The sequence below is a fragment of the Cellulosimicrobium composti genome (assembly GCF_010287905.1).
Lineage (GTDB): Bacteria > Actinomycetota > Actinomycetes > Actinomycetales > Cellulomonadaceae > Cellulosimicrobium > Cellulosimicrobium composti.
Window position 1 is genome coordinate 18,595 of record NZ_JAAFAN010000048.1, and the last position, 16,074, is coordinate 34,668.

The 16,074-nt window shown below is 75.6% G+C and carries 16 protein-coding genes and 1 pseudogene; 9 read left to right on the top strand and 8 right to left on the bottom strand.

Annotated elements, in window-relative coordinates:
* Positions 1-62: 62 nt before the first annotated feature.
* The gene (locus GYH36_RS13845) at positions 63-1,349 is read left to right on the top strand and encodes an AI-2E family transporter (protein WP_246209410.1); all 1,287 of its coding nucleotides are present in this window, start codon (positions 63-65) and stop codon (positions 1,347-1,349) included.
* A 27-nt stretch (positions 1,350-1,376) separates the two neighbouring features.
* Here the strand turns inward: GYH36_RS13845 and GYH36_RS13850 are convergent, their stop codons facing one another.
* Positions 1,377-1,874: a DUF1269 domain-containing protein gene (locus GYH36_RS13850; protein WP_024839995.1), complete on the bottom strand. Its 498-nt coding sequence runs from the start codon at positions 1,872-1,874 to the stop codon at positions 1,377-1,379.
* Between the two features lie 182 nt (positions 1,875-2,056).
* Between GYH36_RS13850 and GYH36_RS13855 the strand changes: the two genes are divergently transcribed.
* Positions 2,057-2,776 (top strand): PAS and ANTAR domain-containing protein, encoded by a 720-nt coding sequence (locus GYH36_RS13855; protein WP_162290126.1) that lies wholly within the window; start codon positions 2,057-2,059, stop codon positions 2,774-2,776.
* On the opposite strand, the gene GYH36_RS13860 is transcribed toward GYH36_RS13855, so the two are convergent.
* Positions 2,712-3,131, bottom strand: a complete 420-nt coding sequence (locus tag GYH36_RS13860; protein WP_162290127.1) for a phage holin family protein — start codon at positions 3,129-3,131, stop codon at positions 2,712-2,714. The genes GYH36_RS13855 and GYH36_RS13860 overlap by 65 nt on opposite strands.
* Between GYH36_RS13860 and GYH36_RS20475 the strand changes: the two are divergent.
* Positions 3,036-3,389 (top strand): annotated as a pseudogene (locus GYH36_RS20475) (family 20 glycosylhydrolase); the annotation flags it as partial. The gene GYH36_RS13860 and the pseudogene GYH36_RS20475 overlap by 96 nt on opposite strands.
* Before the next feature lie 182 nt (positions 3,390-3,571).
* Here GYH36_RS20475 and GYH36_RS19335 read toward each other — a convergent pair.
* A complete protein-coding gene (locus GYH36_RS19335; RefSeq protein WP_203231869.1) occupies positions 3,572-3,826 on the bottom strand; it encodes a hypothetical protein in 255 nt (84 codons plus the stop codon).
* A gap of 192 nt (positions 3,827-4,018) precedes the next feature.
* On the opposite strand from GYH36_RS19335, the gene GYH36_RS19340 reads away from it, so the two are divergent.
* The 3 genes from GYH36_RS19340 (at position 4,019) to GYH36_RS13880 (ending at position 7,599) form a co-directional block, all read left to right on the top strand.
* Entirely contained in the window at positions 4,019-4,879 is an 861-nt protein-coding gene (locus GYH36_RS19340; RefSeq protein ID WP_312028641.1) for a discoidin domain-containing protein, read from the top strand.
* 135 nt (positions 4,880-5,014) lie between these two features.
* Positions 5,015-6,031: a 5'-3' exonuclease gene (locus tag GYH36_RS13875; RefSeq protein ID WP_246209411.1), complete on the top strand. Its 1,017-nt coding sequence runs from the start codon at positions 5,015-5,017 to the stop codon at positions 6,029-6,031.
* Between the two features lie 179 nt (positions 6,032-6,210).
* Positions 6,211-7,599 (top strand): FAD-binding oxidoreductase, encoded by a 1,389-nt coding sequence (locus GYH36_RS13880; RefSeq protein WP_162290129.1) that lies wholly within the window; start codon positions 6,211-6,213, stop codon positions 7,597-7,599.
* A 60-nt stretch (positions 7,600-7,659) separates the two neighbouring features.
* On the opposite strand, the gene GYH36_RS13885 is transcribed toward GYH36_RS13880, so the two are convergent.
* The 3 genes from GYH36_RS13885 to GYH36_RS13895 form a co-directional block, all read right to left on the bottom strand.
* Complete coding sequence (locus tag GYH36_RS13885; RefSeq protein ID WP_162290130.1) at positions 7,660-9,363, bottom strand: acyl-CoA dehydrogenase family protein; 1,704 nt, start codon at positions 9,361-9,363, stop codon at positions 7,660-7,662.
* 50 nt (positions 9,364-9,413) lie between these two features.
* A complete protein-coding gene (locus GYH36_RS13890; protein WP_162290131.1) occupies positions 9,414-10,091 on the bottom strand; it encodes a TetR/AcrR family transcriptional regulator in 678 nt (225 codons plus the stop codon).
* A 155-nt stretch (positions 10,092-10,246) separates the two neighbouring features.
* On the bottom strand, positions 10,247-10,708 hold the full coding sequence (locus GYH36_RS13895; RefSeq protein WP_024840003.1) for an Lrp/AsnC family transcriptional regulator: 462 nt from the start codon (positions 10,706-10,708) through the stop codon (positions 10,247-10,249).
* A 189-nt stretch (positions 10,709-10,897) separates the two neighbouring features.
* On the opposite strand from GYH36_RS13895, the gene GYH36_RS13900 reads away from it, so the two are divergent.
* On the top strand, positions 10,898-12,334 hold the full coding sequence (locus tag GYH36_RS13900) for an NAD(P)/FAD-dependent oxidoreductase (protein ID WP_115941619.1): 1,437 nt from the start codon (positions 10,898-10,900) through the stop codon (positions 12,332-12,334).
* A gap of 117 nt (positions 12,335-12,451) precedes the next feature.
* Here GYH36_RS13900 and GYH36_RS13905 read toward each other — a convergent pair whose 3' ends face one another.
* On the bottom strand, positions 12,452-12,787 hold the full coding sequence (locus GYH36_RS13905; RefSeq protein WP_024840005.1) for a YnfA family protein: 336 nt from the start codon (positions 12,785-12,787) through the stop codon (positions 12,452-12,454).
* Positions 12,788-12,921: 134 nt separating this feature from the next.
* Positions 12,922-13,377, bottom strand: coding sequence for a MerR family transcriptional regulator (locus GYH36_RS13910; protein ID WP_024840006.1), 456 nt, complete (start codon positions 13,375-13,377; stop codon positions 12,922-12,924).
* Positions 13,378-13,443: 66 nt separating this feature from the next.
* Between GYH36_RS13910 and GYH36_RS13915 the strand changes: the two genes are divergently transcribed.
* On the top strand, positions 13,444-14,685 hold the full coding sequence (locus GYH36_RS13915) for an MFS transporter (RefSeq protein ID WP_203231864.1): 1,242 nt from the start codon (positions 13,444-13,446) through the stop codon (positions 14,683-14,685).
* 105 nt (positions 14,686-14,790) lie between these two features.
* Positions 14,791-15,924 (top strand): RDD family protein, encoded by a 1,134-nt coding sequence (locus tag GYH36_RS13920; protein WP_162290132.1) that lies wholly within the window; start codon positions 14,791-14,793, stop codon positions 15,922-15,924.
* The last annotated feature ends 150 nt before the right edge of the window (positions 15,925-16,074 follow it).

The window sequence follows — 16,074 nt, forward strand, 5'->3', positions numbered from 1 at the left end:
CATCCGGAAGGGTCCGGCGTGCCGGTCCGGGGCGGCCCCGAGCCCGCCGCTAGGTTCGTGCCATGACGACGCCGACCCGCGCGGACGACCCCTGGTCGGGGGTGCCGGACAGCGGCACGCGCCCGGTCCAGCACGACTCGCGGAGACCGCCGCGGTGGGTGCCGCGGGCCCTCGCCATGGCCGTGGTCGCCGTGTTCGTCGGTCTCTTCGCGTGGGACGCGATGCGCGCGCTGCAGGGACTGGGCGTCAACATCCTCATCGCGTTCTTCCTCGCGCTCGCCCTGGAGCCGGTCGTCGTGTGGCTCGTGCGCCACGGCTGGCGGCGCGGAGCGGCGGCGGCCGTGGCGCTCCTGGGCTCGATCGTCGTCGCGCTCGTCGTGCTCGCGCTCTTCGGCAACCTCTTCGTCCAGCAGCTCGTCCAGCTCGTGCAGACGCTCCCGGACCTCTACGCGAGCGTCCAGGTGTCCGTCGCGGAGCGGTTCGACGTGGTCATCCCGGACTCCGACGACCTGCTGCGGCAGGCGTTCGACCAGTTCGGGGAGGACGTGGCGTCGGGCGCCCTGCTCGTCGGCACGACGATCCTCGGCGGCATCTTCGCGAGCCTGACGATCCTGCTCGTCACCTACTACCTCCTCGCCGCCGGGCCGGCGTTCCGCGCTGCCGTGTGCCGCTGGCTCACGCCGAACCGCCAGGAGGAGGTCCTGCGGCTCTGGGAGATCACGCAGGTCAAGGTGTCCGACTTCATCACCTCGCGCATCGTGCTCGCCGCGCTGTCGAGCGTCTTCACCTTCGTGTTCCTCGCGATCCTCCAGACCCCCTACGCCCTGCCGCTCGCGGTGTTCACGGGCGTCGTGTCGCAGTTCGTCCCGACGATCGGCACCTACCTCGGCGGCGCGCTGCCCGTCGCGGTCGCGCTCACGTCCCAAGGGCTCCCGCAGGCGCTCGGCGTGCTGGGGTTCATCATCGGGTACCAGCAGCTCGAGAACCTGTACTTCTCCCCCAAGGTCTCGGCGCGCGCGCTCGAGATGAACCCTGCGGTGAGCTTCGTCGTCGTGCTCGCCTTCGGCGCCGTCTTCGGGGCGCTCGGCGCGTTCCTCGCCCTGCCCGTCGCCGCGACGATCCAGGCCGTCGCGAACACCTACCTCCAGCGGCACGAGCTCATCGAGTCCCACATGCTCCACGACCCGGGCCGCGGGCCGCGGTACGGGGCGCCGCGGGACGGGGGCTCGCCCGGCGACGCGGAGGCGGAGCCCTCGGACCGCGCCTCGCGCCGCCGTCGTGCCAACCGACGGGCGGCGCGCGAGGCGGCCGAGGAGGTCGAGCGGCGGCACGAGGACGGGGTCGAGTAGGACCGACCGCGTCGCCGGGCGGACGGCTCAGGCGTTCTCGTCGAACGCCGCGCGCAGCTTCGCCTCCTCCTCGGCGGAGAGGTTCGTCTGGAGGAGCTCGCCGTGGATGCCCTGCCCCTGCAGCGCGTCGTGCACGCGGTCGACCACGGCGCCCGACGTGAGCACGAACAGCGCCGACGTGCCCGGCGTGACCTTGCTGCGCACCGAGTCGATGAAGTCGTCGTCGATCCCCACGTCGGTCAGCGCCCCCGCGATCGCGCCGGACGCGGCACCGATCGCCGCGCCGAGCAGCGGGACGAAGAACAGCAGGCCGAACAGCAGGCCCCAGAACGTCCCACCCAGCGCCCCGACCGCCGTCGTGCTGGTGCCCTGGCGCGTCCGCGGCTTCTTGCGGCCCTCCTCCCAGGACACGACGGCCGCGTCCTGGACCTGGACGAGCTCCTGCTTCTGGAGCGCGAGCAGCGCGTCCTCGGCGCGTTGCGCTCCCTCGGGGGTGTCGAACTTCCACACGGTCAGCGTTGCCACGGTCAGCCTCTCTCCACGGTTCGTTCCGGTCAGGCCCGCCCGACGCGCGAGCGGTTCGACGCTATGGCGGCGCCGGACGCACCGCCACCGGACCGCGTGGCCCGGTCTCCCGGGTTTCGCGGGTAGGCTCGGCACCCCGAGTCTGGACCTGGCTCGCCACGCACGACGATGTGGAGAGCACCATGTCCATCGACGACCCCACGACCGAGCAGCTGCTCGCCCAGGGTGCGCACCCGCAGGTCGGCGAGTTCCGCCTCGACCTCCCGGCCGGCACCTGGTGGTGGTCGCCCGAGACCTACCGCCTCCACGGCTTCGCGCCCGGCGAGGTCGTGCCCACGACGGCCCTCGTCCACGCGCACGAGCACCCCGACGACCGCGACCGCGTGCGCCGGGCCCTCGAGCGGGCACGGACCACGGGCGCGCCGTTCTCGAGCGTGCACCGGGTCGTCGACGCGCGGGGCGCCGAGCGCGTCCTCGTCATGGCCGGCACGGGGCGCCGGGACTCCGCGACGGGCGCGGTCGTCGCGGTCGTCGGCTGCTTCGTGGACGTCACGCGCGCCGTGGCCGAGCACGCGCACGAGCGCGCGCGCCGGGACATCGCCGCGGCCGCGGCGACGCGCGGCACGATCGAGCAGGCCAAGGGCGTCCTCGCCGTCGCGTACGGCGTGCACCCCGAGGAGGCGTTCGCGCGGCTCACGCAGGCCTCGAACGACCGCAACGTCCCGCTGCGCGAGCTCGCGCGGCTCGTCGTGGCCGAGGCCATGAGCGGGCCGGACTGCGTCGAGCGCGTCGACGCGCTCCTGCGCCACCGCGGCGAGCGCCGTGGTCGCGCCCCGGTCAGCCCTTCGCCGTCGCCTGGCGGATCGCGCGCTGCTCCTGACGTCGGTCCCACCAGCGCTTGAGGACGAGCCACCCGAGGAACCAGCCGCCCAGGGCGCCGATCACCCAGACGACGACGGTCGCACCGATCCACGTCCCGGCACCCTGGATCTCGAGCGAGTCGCCGACGAGCGTCGCGACCCACAGCGCGAGGAACGTCGACACGAGGCCGATCCCGCCGAGGATCGCGGACGCGTACTTGCGCGCCATGTTGAAGACGAAGGGCGCGAGGACCGCCTGGGCCACCGCGAACACCAGGACGGCGACCACGAAGCCGGAGGCGTGCACGGTGACGCCGTCGAAGAGGCTCGACGCCACGAGGAGGCCCACGGCGGCGAGGACCACGTTGATCGCGAAGCTCAGCAGGAACCGGATCATGCCGCAACGGTCGCGCCGCGGCACGCGTCGCGCAACCAGAAGTACACGTCCGCGACGCCGATCGGCCTGAGCTGGGCGTGCGGCGGCACGTGCGACGCCGACCGGTACTACGACTGGGAGCCGACGACGACGGTGCCGGGCGGCATCGACGAGGAGTCCGTCCTCGGCGTCGAGGCGCCGCTGTGGTCGGAGACCGTCCGCGGCGGCGACCAGCTCGAGTACCTCCTCCTGCCGCGCGCGGCGTCCGTCCTCGAGACGGGGTGGACGGCACGCGAGGACAAGGACGTCGACTCGTTCATGCAGCGCCTCGGCGACTACGGCGCGCACCTCACGGTCCAGGGGCGCGGCTACTACGAGTCGCCCCGCACCACGTGGGCCGCGACGAGCGCGTCCGCCGACCTCGACGCCCGCACGGGCGCGACGGCGGCCTGGCCGGTCGGCTACGTCGCCGCGCCGGGCACCAAGCTCGCCGCCGAGGGCGCCCGGATCGAGCCCGACCTCACCGCGGACGACGGCGACCCCGCGTCCCGCAGCGCGCTCACCGAGCCGCTCACCGCGGAGCTCGTCTGCCCGGCGCGCACCCTGCCGGTGACGTTCACGACCGACGCGCCGCGCGACGCGCTGCACCCCTCGGGCGTGTACACCGCGACCGTCACGGCGGCGTTCGACGCGGACGACGCGTGCGAGCTCGTCACGTCGCGCGGCGAGCGCGGCCCCGTGACCGTCGACGCCGACCCGGCGCACCCGCTCCCGCCGGACACGACGGTCGAGCCCGGCGACCCGACCCTGTCGCTCGGCGACGGGGGAGCGTCGCCGCGGGCCGCTGGGAGCCGTTCGCCCTCACCGGGTTCGAGCCCGGCCACGTCGAGGTGCTCGTCGACGGCGCGGTGCGGTTCACCGTTCGCGCGCTCGCGGACGGCACCTTCACCGGGTACGTCCCCGTCCCGGCGGCGACGTACGCGGGCGAGCGCGTGTTCACGGCGCGCCAGGGCGAGCGCGAGGTCTCGACCACGCTCGACGTCGAGTCCGACCTGCGGCCGCTCGCGAACCCGATCGACCGGTCGCTGCTGTCCGTCCACGACGTGTCCAGCGAGGAGACCGTGGGCGAGCAGGCGCCGGCGACGAACGCGATCGACGGGGACCCGAACACGTTCTGGCACACGAGGTGGGCCAACGGGTCGGCGCCCTACCCGCACCACATCACGCTCGACCTCGGGGCGCAGTACGACGTGACGGGCCTGCAGTACACGACCCGCCAGAACTCGGCGAACGGCCGCATCGCCGCGTACGAGGTCTACGTCTCGGCCGACGGCGTCGAGTGGGGCGAGCCCGTGGCGACCGGGTCGTTCACCGCGACGCTCGCGCCCCAGACCGTCGACCTCACGGGCACGGGCCGGTACCTGCGGCTCGTGGGCCTGAGCTCGATCGCGGGGAACGAGTTCGGCGGCGCCGCGGAGATCAGCGTGGGCGGCGTGCCGGTGCGGGAGGTCCCGGTCACCGCGACCGCGACGACCCGGTGCCTCGCCGGCACCGCGTACGTCACCGTCCGTGCCGACAACGACGGGGACGCCCCGCTCGACGTCGTGCTCGAGACGCCGTTCGGGACGCGCGAGGTCGCGGGCGTCGCGCCCGGGCGTGCGGCGTACCAGTCGTTCAGCACGCGGTCGGCGCACGTCGACGCGGGCGAGGCTGCCGTCGTCGTGGACGGCACCCGGGTCGTCGCGCCGTACGACGCGCTGACCTGCTGATGTAGCGCGCGAGATCGGCACCCCCGGTCGGACTCGGCGGTCTGGACCGCCGATCCAGCAGGGGGCTGCCGATCTCGCCGCCGCCCCCGCGGCCGCGCACCTGCCCGTGTCAGGGCCGTGCGGCAGGATGGCGCCATGACGCAGAGCACGGACGACGGCGCCCGCTCCGGCAACCTCGGCCCGACGGGCGGGGAGCTCATGCTCCTCGACACCGCGAGCCTGTACTTCCGCGCGTTCTTCGGGGTGCCGGACTCGATCCGGGCCCCCGACGGCACGCCGGTCAACGCGGTGCGCGGCCTGCTCGACATGATCGCGACGCTCGTCGCCGACCGGCGGCCCACGCGCCTCGTCGCGTGCTGGGACGTCGACTGGCGGCCGGCGTTCCGCGTCGAGGCGATCCCGTCGTACAAGGAGCACCGCGTCGCCGAGAAGGTCCCGGGCTCGACGGGCGTCGAGGAGGTCCCGGAGAAGCTCGTCGCGCAGGTGCCCGTGATCGTCGACGTGCTCGCCGCGCTCGGCATCACGCGCGTCGGGGCCGCGGGCTACGAGGCCGACGACGTCATCGGCACGCTCACGGCACGTGAGGTCGCGCGGCGCGCGGCGGCCGGCCAGGGGCCGGACCCGTCCGGGCGCGCCGCGGTCGAGGTCGTCACGGGCGACCGTGACCTGTTCCAGCTCGTCGACGACGCGGCGGGCGTGCGCGTGCTCTACCCGACCAAGGGCGTGAAGAACCTCGACGTCGTCGACCAGGCGCGCCTCGCCGAGCGGTACGGCGTGCCCTCGGGGGCCGCGTACGCGGACATGGCGGTCCTGCGGGGCGACCCGAGCGACGGCCTGCCGGGCGTCCCGGGCATCGGGGAGAAGACGGCGGCCGCGCTCCTCGCGCGGTACGGGAGCCTCGCCCGCGTGCTCGCGGCGCGCGACGAGGGCGACCCCGGCCTCACCGCGACGCAGCGGCGTCGGCTCACCGAGGCGGCCGGCTACCTCGAGGTCGCGCCGCTCGTCGTGCGGGTGGCACGCGACGCCCCGGTCGGGGAGGTCCGCGACGCGCTGCCGGCCGGCCCGGCCGACCCCGACGCGCTCGCCGACCTCGCCGAGCGCTGGAACCTCGGCTCCTCGGTCCAGCGGGTCCTGGACGCGCTCCGCGGCTGACGGCGGTCGGCGTCCGACCGCACGGTCGGCGCGGGTCGCGTCGTCGAGGTGTGGCACGAACCCGCGCCACGCCCCTCCCTACTCCCCGGGGCTCGTGTCACACACCACGCCCGCGCGTCGTCATGTCGGTGACCGCACCGGACGTCCGGACGCGCTTCGCGACGAAGGGAACCTGCACCATGACCACCTCGCCCACCACGATCTCGAGCACCGACGTCGCCGCGCTGCGCGACCGCGTCACCGGTCGCGTCCTCGCGCGCGACGACCTGCCCGACGGCGGCCCGACAGCGGGCGAGGCCGTCGCCCCGCACAGCACGCTCGTCACGCACGACCCGGACGTCGCGGTGCTCGCGGCGACCGAGGCCGACGTCGCCGAGGCCGTCCGGTTCGCCGCGGCCCGGGGCCTGCGCGTGCGGGCCCACGCGACGGGCCACGGCGCGGCGTCGGACGTGTCCGACGGGCTCGTGCTCGGCACGAGCGACCTCGCGGGCGTCGAGATCGACCCGGGGACGCGGATCGCGCGGATCTCCGCCGGCACCCGCTGGAAGACGGTCGTCGAGGCGGCTGGCGAGCACGGGCTCGCGCCGGTCACGGGCTCGTCGACGGGCGTCGGCGTCGTCGGGTACACGCTGGGCGGCGGGTTCGGTCCGCTCGTCCGCAGCCACGGCCTGACGGCGGACTGGGTGCGCGGCTTCCGGGTCGTGCTCGCCGACGGCTCGGTCGTCGAGGCGAACGCCGGGTCCGAGCCGGACCTGTTCTGGGCGCTGCGCGGCGGCAAGGGCGGGTTCGGGATCGTGACGCGCGTCGACGTCGAGCTCGCGCCCCTGCGGACCCTGTACGCGGGCGCGCTCACGTTCGCCGCCGAGCACGTGGAGGACGTCCTGCGGGGGTGGGTCGGGTGGACCGCGTCGGCGCCCGACGACGTCACGACCTCGGCCGTCGTGCTCGCCCTGCCCGACCTCCCGTTCATCCCCGAGCACCTGCGCGGGCAGACCGTGCTCAACCTGCGCTTCGCGTACCCGGGCGACGCTGCCGAGGGCGAGCGCCTCGCCGCACCGCTGCGGGCGCTCGCGCCGGTCCTGGCCGACGCCCTCGGCGAGATCCCCACGACGGCCGTCGCCTCGATCCACTCAGACCCCGAGGACGCGTCCCCGTCGTGGGTGTTCGGCGCGGGGCTGCGCGACGTCGACGGCGCGTTCCTCGACCGTTTCCTCGCCGACCTCGGCCCCGGCAGCGGCTCGCCGTTCGTCGCCGCGGAGATCCGGCACCTCGGCGGGGCGGGCGCGCGCGACGTCGAGGGCGGGTCGGCCGCGGGCGGCCGCACGGCCGGCTACCTGTTCAGCCTCGTCGGCGTGAACCCCCCGCGCCTCCCCGACATGGTCGAGGCCGCGGCGTCGTTCACGCAGTGGTCGCAGCCGTGGGCGGCGAGCGAGACGAACATCAACTTCCTGCCCGGCCCGTGGACGGACGAGGCGCTCGCGCGGGCGTGGTCGCCCGAGACGGCGTCGCGTCTCGCCGCGGTGCGCTCGGCGTACGACCCGACCGGGCTCTTCGACTGGCGCGTCTGAGGCCGTCTCCCGCGGCGCCCGCCCCCGGGCGGGTGCCGCGGTCGTCCCGGGCCCAGCCGCTCACGGCGTCCCGGTGTGCCGGGCCAGGATCGCGCGCGCGTCGGTGCCGCCCGGCAGGACGCCGTACCCGTGGCCGCGGTCGTCGCCGAGCCGTGCGGCGACGAACGCGTCGGCCGTGGCCGACGGCGCGTGCCGCACCACGAGCGACGCCTGGAGCGCGAGGGCGAGCGACTCCACGACGCGACGGGCCTGCGCCTGCTGCGCCCCGGCGTCGGCCCCCGCGACCTCCGCGAGCAGACGGCGCGTGCGCGCGACGTGCGCGTCGAGGACCGGGTGCGCGCCCGCCGTCGTGGCGAGCTCCGCCTCGAACGCCGCGACGGACGCGGGCTCGCGGCCCATGGCGCGCAGCACGTCGAGCGCGATGACGTTGCCCGACCCCTCCCAGATCGCCATGACCGGCTGCTCGCGGTAGCGGCGCGCGAGGGGGAACGCCTCGGTGTACCCGTTGCCGCCCAGGCACTCCATCGCCTCGTACGCGTGGTGCGGGCCGCGCTTGCACACCCAGTACTTGCTCACGGCGGTCGCGAGGCGGCGGAACTCGCGGTCGTGCTCGGACTCGCCGTCGTGCGCGGCGGCGAGGCGCACCGACGTGAGCGTCGCGGCCTCGGACTCGAGCGCGAGGTCGGCGAGCACCGCGGTCATCGCGGGCTGGTCCACGAGCGCCGCGCCGAACGCGCTGCGGTGGCGCGCGTGCCACAGCGCCTCGGCGACCGCCTGGCGCATGCCCGCCGCCGTGCCGTGCACGCAGTCGAGCCGCGTGCGCGACACCATCTCGATGATCGTCCGCACGCCGCGCCCGGGCTCCCCGACGAGGAACCCGACGGTGCCGTCGAGCTCGATCTCCGACGACGCGTTCGACCGGTTGCCCACCTTGTCCTTGAGGCGCTGGACGCGAAAGACGTTGCGCGTGCCGTCCTCCAGCACGCGCGGCACGAGGAAGCACGACGGCGCGGCGTCGCCGCCCCGCGCGGTCCCGCCCGGCCCGCCCGGGACCTGGGCGAGCACGAGGAACGCGTCGGACATCGGCGCCGAGCAGAACCACTTGTGCCCCGTGAGCAGGAAGGTGCCGTCCGCCCCGGCGGGCGCGGCCGTCGTCGCGTTCGCGCGCACGTCCGAGCCGCCCTGCTTCTCCGTCATGGCCATGCCGACGAGCACGCCGGGCTTGCTGCCCGGCGCCGCGAGGGCGCCGTCGTACCCGCGGGAGAGCAGGCACGGCTCCCACACCGCGGCGAGCGACGGCGCGTGCCGCAGCGAGGGCACGGCCGCGTGCGTCATGGAGACCGGGCACGCGTGGCCCGGTTCGACCTGCGCGAACAGCGAGAACAGCGCACCGCGCACGACGTTCGCGCCCGGCCCGGGCTCCGCCCACGCGCTCGTGTGCGCGCCGTGCGCGACGGCCGCCCCGAGCACCTCGTGGTACGCCGGGTGGTACTCGACCTCGTCGACGCGGTTCCCACGGCGGTCGTGCGTGCGCAGCACCGGCGGGTGCACGTTCGCGAGCTCGGCCGCGCGCTGGAAGCGCTCGGTGCCGACGAGCGCCCCGACCTCGACGAGCCGCTCCTCGCCCCACGCTCCCCCGTACGCGCGCACCGCCTCGCGCAGCACGGGGTGGTCGAGGTACTCGTTCACGCCCACGCGCTCGGGCGGCTGGTTCGTCACGCGGTGCGTCACGTGCGGCGCGGGTCGCGGTCCGGTGGTCGTCACGGCGTCCTCCTGCGGCGCTGCGGGCGGTACTCGTGCGGGCGGTGCCTCGGTCAGGTCGGTTCGCGCGCCGGCACCCGGGCGCCCACGGCACCCAGGCACACGCGCAGGATCGTCGCGACGACGGCGTCGCGCGCGTCGGGGTCGACGGGCGCTCCGTCGCCGTCCTCTCCCCCGGCGGCGAGCGGGGACAGCGGACCGGTGAGCGCCTCGCCGATCGCGCCGACGAGCGCCGACGCGACGACGTCCACGTCCTGCTCGGGGAGCTCGCCCGCCGCGACGCCGTCGCGCACGACGTCGGCGAACGTCGCGGCGTACGCGCGGCGGTACTCGAGCCGCGCCACGTCGACGGCAGGGTCGACCGGCTCGAGCAGGAGCGCCCACGCGAGGGTCGGGCCGCGCAGGGCGCGGCGTGCGAACGTGTCGACGGCGCGGGACAGGCGGGCGACCGTGCTGCCGTCGGGCGGGTCGTCGCCCTGGGGGGCGGCGGCCGCGCGGACCGCGTCGAGCTCGACGTCGACGGCCTGCCGGAACACGGCGACGAGCAGGTCGGCCTTGGTGGGGAAGTACGAGTAGACGCCGCCCGTGCTGACCCCCGCGCGCGAGGCGAGCGCCTGGACGCTCGCGCCCGCGAACCCGCGCTCCGCCACGATCGTGCGCGCCGCGTCGAGCAGCGCCTCGCGCTTGCGCTCGCGGGCGGCCCGCGTGGCGGGGGTCTCGCGATAGGGCACGGTGCCTCCGTGGTCGTCGCACGGGCCGCCTCGGGGCGGCTCCCACGAAGAAGTGAAGCACGGTTCACCGGGGTGCTCACAGCGCCGTGCCCCGGCACGCGTCCCGTCGCAGCGAGGGCGGGACCGTGGACCCGGCCGCTCCGGGACACGCGCCGTCAGGGTCGCGCGTGCTCGAAGATCACCGTCGTGCTCGTCCCCGCGACCTCCGGCCGGACGCTCAGCGTCTTGGAGACCAGGTCGCGCAGCGCGTCCGAGTCCGCGACGGCCACGTGCAGCAGGAAGTCGCGGTCGCCGGTCACGAAGAACACGCCCTCGACGTCGGGCAGCGTGAGCAGGTAGTCCCGGAACGCCTCGAGGCCCTTGCGCGCGCCCGCCTGGAGGCGGATCGCGATGAGCGCCTCGAGCCCGCGACCGAGCGCCGCCGGGTCGACGTCGGCGCGGAAGCCGCGGATCACGCCGCGGTCCACGAGCGAGCGCACGCGCGCGTGGCACGTCGAGGCGGCGATCCCGACACGGGCGGCGATCGCCGCGTTCGTCGCCCGCGCGTCGGTGACGAGGACGTCGAGGATGCGGCGGTCGACGTCGTCCAGGACGGCGGGTCGAAGATCCTTCGGCACGGCGGGTCTCCTCCGGTCGCGGTTCGAAGAGTCGTCGTCAATGGCGGCCGTCGACGACGATCCTGCGTCACATCTTGCCGCACACCGAAGGATCGACCACGCTGAAGGTGTGCGGCACCATCCCGCCGCACACCAGCCACGCGCCCGCCCCGCCACCCGCGGGGCGGGCGTCGGTCGAAGGAGCCCGGCGTGAGCACCACCTCTCGTCCCCGTCCCGGCCGGTCCGCGTCGGACCGGCACCCCGCACCCCGGACCGCCGTCGTCGTCGGCGCCGGCATGGTCGGCCTCGCCACCGCGTGGCACCTGCAGGAGCAGGGCGTCGAGGTCACCGTCGTCGACCGCGAGGGCGTCGCCGCCGGCTCGTCGTGGGGCAACGCCGGGTGGCTCACGCCCGGCATGGCGATGCCCCTGGCCGACCCGTCGCTGTGGACCTACGGTCCGCGCGCGCTCCTCGACCCGGCCGCGCCCCTCCACGTCCCGGTCCGGTTCGACCCGCGCCTGTGGTCGTTCTTCGCGCGCTTCATGGCGCACGCGACGCAGCGCCGCTGGGACCGCGCGATGGCGGCTCTCACCCCGATCGACCGCGTCGCGCTCGACGCGTTCGACGAGCTCGCCGCCGGCGGGAGCCTCGGTCACGGCGTCGAGGCCGGCACGACGCCCGGGCCGTTCACCGTCGCGTTCGAGCACGCGCGTGAGGCGCGCCCGTTCATCCGCGAGCTCGAGCACGTCGCGGCCGCCGGGCAGACCGTGCCGCTCCGGCGCGTCGAGCCCGGCGAGCGCGCGCACCAGCTCACCGACCGGGTCTCCACCGTGCTCGCGCTCGAAGGCCAGCGATTCATCGAGCCCGGGCCGTACGTCCACGCGCTCGCCGACTCCGTGCGCGCCCGCGGCGGGACCGTCCTCACCGGCCTCGAGGTGCTCGACGTCGAGCCCGGCCGGCTCGGCGCGTGCGTCTTCGCGCGGGCCGTGCACCCCGACGCCGCCCCGCACCTCGCGCGAGCCGGCGGGTCCGGGGCGAGCGCCGCCGTCGGGCAGGACGCGCGCGGTGGCGGTGGACCCGGCGCGGCGCGCGGACGGGAATCCGGCTCACCCGCGGAGCGCGAGGAGGGCGTCGTGCTGCGCGGCGACGTCGTCGTGCTCGCCACCGGCGCGTGGCTGCCCGCGCTCGCCGCACCGCTCGGCGTGCGCACGCGCGTGCAGGCGGGGCGCGGCTACTCGTTCACGGTGAAGACCGACGAGCCCGTCGAGACGCCGATCTACCTGCCCGCGCGTCGCGTCGCGTGCACGCCGTACCAGGGCCGCTTCCGCATCGCGGGGACCATGGAGTTCCGCGGCCCGGACGAGCCGCTCCAGCCCCGGCGCATCGAGGCGATCCTCGCGTCCGTGCGGCATCTCTTCCAGGGCGTCGACCTCGACGACCGCCACGACGAGTGGGTCGGCTCGCGGCCCGTCACGCCCGACGGCCTCCCGCTCGTCGGCGCGACCCGCACGCGCGGCGTGTACGTCGCGGGCGGCCACGGCATGTGGGGCATGGTTCTGGGCCCCGCGACCGGCCGCGCGCTCGCGCACCTGGTCACGACGGGCGAGACCCCGGACGAGATCCGCCCCTTCGACCCGCTGCGCTGACCGCTCTCACCCGCCGAGCACGGGGTTGGTGTCGTCATCCCGCCGATCACGTCACCAACCCCGTGCTCGACGGCGAGGAACGTCGTGCTCGACGACGGCGCGCGGCTCGAACGACGTCTACTCCGCGCGCGGCGCGTACATGATGACGGCGACGCCGGCGAGGCACAGCAGCGCACCCGCGACGTCCCACCGGTCGGGGCGGAAGCCGTCCACGACCATGCCCCACGCGAGCGACCCCGCGACGAACACCCCGCCGTACGCAGCGAGGATGCGGCCGAAGTGCGCGTCCGGCTGGAGCGTCGCGACGACGCCGTACAGCCCCAGCGCGACGACGCCCGCGCCGATCCACAGCCAGCCGCGGTGCTCGCGCAGCCCCTGCCACACGAGCCACGCCCCGCCGATCTCCAGCAGCGCGGCGAGCACGAACAGCGGGACGGAGCGTGCGAGGTCCATGCGCGTCAGCGTAGGGCGCCGCCCCGCCGAGCCACCGCCCCGCCACTGCCGCCCCGCCGCCCGCGGAGCCACCGCCGCCCCGCCATGCCCGCCGAGAACGGGCTTGTGCGCCGTCGAGCACGGGGTTGCTGTCGTTATCGCGGGGATGACGACGGCAACCCCGTGTTCGGCGGGGAAGCGGTACCCGCGCTCGTGGCAGCGCGGGCGGGGACGCGGTCCTCGGGGCGCTGCGCGAAGGGGCGGATGCGCTCGAGGTAGTCGGCGATGGCGTCGCGGTTCTTCTCGAGGATGCGGATGCGGTCCTCGAGGCGCGCGAGCTCGGTCTCGAGGAGGGCGATCTTGTCCGGGTAGGCGTTGTGCAGGTGGATCTCCGGGGCGTTCCCGAGGCAGGGCAGGAACTCCTTGATGATCCGCGTCGTGAAGCCGACCTCGAGCAGCCCGCGGATCTGGAGCACGCGGTCGACGAGGTGCTCGCCGTACTCGCGGTACCCGTTCTCGGCCCGCTCGGGGGTCAGCAGGCCCTGCTCCTCGTAGTAGCGCAGGAGCCGCGTCGGGGTCCCGGTGCGCCGGGACAGCTCGCCGATCCGCACGTGATCCACCTCGTCTCAACCAGGTGCTTGACCTTCACATCAATGTCAGACATCGATGCTAACCCCATGTCCACGACGAGCACACCCACGCACGACGTCACCGCCTCCGTCCCGGACCCCGGCACGCCCTCGTCCGGCGCTCCGCACACCCGGTCCCGCCTGCGACGCATGCTGCCCGTCGGCGCGCTGCTCGCGCTCGCGGCGTCGGGCTTCCTCACGCTGCTCACCGAGATCCTGCCCGCGGGCGTGCTGCCCGCGATGGCCGCCGACCTCGGCGTCGGGGCCGGCGCGGCCGGCCAGACCGTCACCGCGTTCGCCGTCGGCGCGATCGTCGCCGCGATCCCCCTCACGCGCGCCACCGCGCGGTGGGACCGCCGCACGCTCCTCCTCGTGACGATCACGGGGTTCGTCGTCGCGAACACCGTCACGGCGGTGTCGTCGTCGTTCCCGCTGACGCTCGTCGCACGGTTCGGCGCGGGTCTCGTCGCCGGGCTCACGTGGGCGCTCCTGCCCGGGTACGTGCGCCGCATCGTGCCCGCAGAGCGCGTCGGGCGCGCGATGACGATCGCCATGGCCGGCGGACCGCTCGCGCTCACGCTCGGCGTCCCCGCGGGCGCCGTGCTCGGTGCTGCGCTCGGGTGGCGCTGGACGTTCGGCCTCCTCTCGCTCGTCGGGCTCGCCCTGCTCGCGTGGGTCCGGCTCGGCGTGCCGCGCGCGGCCGGGACCCCGCGCGACGGCCGGCTCACCATCCGCGCCGTGCTCCCCCGCCCGGGGCTGCGACCCGTGCTGCTCGTCACCGGCCTCAACGTGCTCGCCAACACGTCGCTGTACACGTACGTGGCCGTGCACCTCGCGCACCTCGGCCAGGAGTCGCGCACGAGCGCGCTGCTGCTCGTCCTCGGCGCCGCCTCGGCGGGGGCGCTCGTGCTCGTCGGCGCGCTCATCGACCGGCGACTGCGCGCGCTGACGCTCGGGTCCGTCGTCGTGTTCGCGCTCGCCATGCTCGCGCTCGGCCTCGCGCCGACGTCGACGGTGGTCGTCGTGCTCGCCGTCGCGGCGTGGGGCTTCGCGTTCGGCGGCGCCGGGACGCTCTACACGACCGCCGCGGCGCGGGCCGCGGGCGACGGGGCCGACGTCGCTCAGTCTGCGCTCGTGACCGTGTGGAACACGTCCGTCGCGCTCGGCGGGGCGGTCGGCGGGGCGGCGCTCGCCGTCGCCGGGCCGGCCGGTCTCCCGTGGGTCTCGCTCGCGCTCATGGTCCCGGTGCTCGCGACCGTCGTCGCGGGCAGGCGGCACGCCTTCCGCTGACCCGGCGAGCACGACCTTCCTCGCGGTCGACCACGGGGTTGCCGTCGTTATCGCCCCGATAACGACAGCAACCCCGTTCTCGGCAGGGTGTGCTTGGATCGGCGCGTGGCCATCGACGCCCCGACCGGCAGGGGGCCGACGCACGGCGTCGGAGCCGGAGACCTCGACCCGAGCCTGCCCGGGCTCGACCCGCCCGTCTCGCGCGACGCGTACGCGAGCTGGTCGCGCCGCGTCGTCGCGTCGCTGCTCGACACGGCGATCGTCGCGGCCGTGCTGTTCGTCGCCGTCGGCCCGGCCTACGAGGTGGCCTGGATCCCGGTGATCACGTTCGGCGTCACCACGGAGCAGCTCGTCCCCGGAGGCACGTGGTGGGCTCTCGGCACCACCGCCGCCCTCGCGGCGCTGCAGGCGTGGACCGGCGCGACGCCGGGCAAGCGGACGGTGGGGATCGTCGTCGTGCACGCTGCGACCGAGCGCCCCGCCGGCCTGGTGCGCACCGTGCTGCGCGACCTCGCTCATGCCCTCGACGCGCTGCTCTACCTCGGGTTCCTCCGGCCGCTGTGGCACCCGCAGCGGCGCACGTTCGCCGACTCGCTGTGCGGCACCGTCGTGCTGCGGCGCGTGCGCCCGCCCGTCCCGTTCCTCGGCCCGGGCACCGGGTCGGGCGGCCCGACGCCGTCGCGCGCCGTCACGGGCGCGGCCACCGTGCTCTCGGTCGGCAGCGCGGTGTTCGTCCTCGGCCCGGCGACGGTCACGAGCGGCGAGGTCTGGGCGTCGTCGTGCACCCCGACCACGACCGCGGGCTCGCCGCTGACGGTGGACGACGTGCACGTGACCGGGTGGGCGATGCCCGGCACGGTGACCCGGTGGGGCGTGACCCGCCCGTCGCCGCTCCCTGCGGGCGCGCCCGACGAGCCCGGCCTCGACGCCTCGTTCGCGCTCGACGTCGCGCCGGGCACCGCCGTCGACGGCCCGCTCGACGCGGCGCTCGTCCTGCGGCTCGAGACCTGGGACGGGAGCGACCTGGGCGAGTACCGGTCGCCGTTCCGCGTCGAGCGGACGGCGGCCGGCGCGATCTCGGGGGAGGTCGTGCCGCCGACGCCGGACGGGTCGGGACTCGACGCCGTGCACGTCCCCGCGGCCGCGCTCGCCGCGCTGCCCCCGGCGTGGCACTGGGTGGCGTCGGTCGACGTCGAGGGCGAGACGGTCGCCGCGTGCCGCGGCCGCGGACCCTCCTGACCCGAGCACGACCTTCCTCGCGGTCGAGCACGGGGTTGCTGTCGTTATCCCGTCGATAACGACAGCAACCCCGTGCTCGGCGCGGGGGGGGGGGGGGCCACCACACCGAAACGCCGCGGGCGCCCCCGGGAAACGTAACCGCCGCCCGCA

Coding starts and splice junctions, on each gene's coding strand:
- GYH36_RS13860 (WP_162290127.1), bottom strand. CDS start 3,131: ATGATCCGGTTCCTGCTGAGCTTCGCGATCAACGTGGTCCTCGCCGCC.
- GYH36_RS13875 (WP_246209411.1), top strand. CDS start 5,015: ATGACGCAGAGCACGGACGACGGCGCCCGCTCCGGCAACCTCGGCCCG.
- GYH36_RS13845 (WP_246209410.1), top strand. CDS start 63: ATGACGACGCCGACCCGCGCGGACGACCCCTGGTCGGGGGTGCCGGAC.
- GYH36_RS13880 (WP_162290129.1), top strand. CDS start 6,211: ATGACCACCTCGCCCACCACGATCTCGAGCACCGACGTCGCCGCGCTG.
- GYH36_RS13855 (WP_162290126.1), top strand. CDS start 2,057: ATGTCCATCGACGACCCCACGACCGAGCAGCTGCTCGCCCAGGGTGCG.
- GYH36_RS13915 (WP_203231864.1), top strand. CDS start 13,444: ATGTCCACGACGAGCACACCCACGCACGACGTCACCGCCTCCGTCCCG.
- GYH36_RS13905 (WP_024840005.1), bottom strand. CDS start 12,787: ATGGACCTCGCACGCTCCGTCCCGCTGTTCGTGCTCGCCGCGCTGCTG.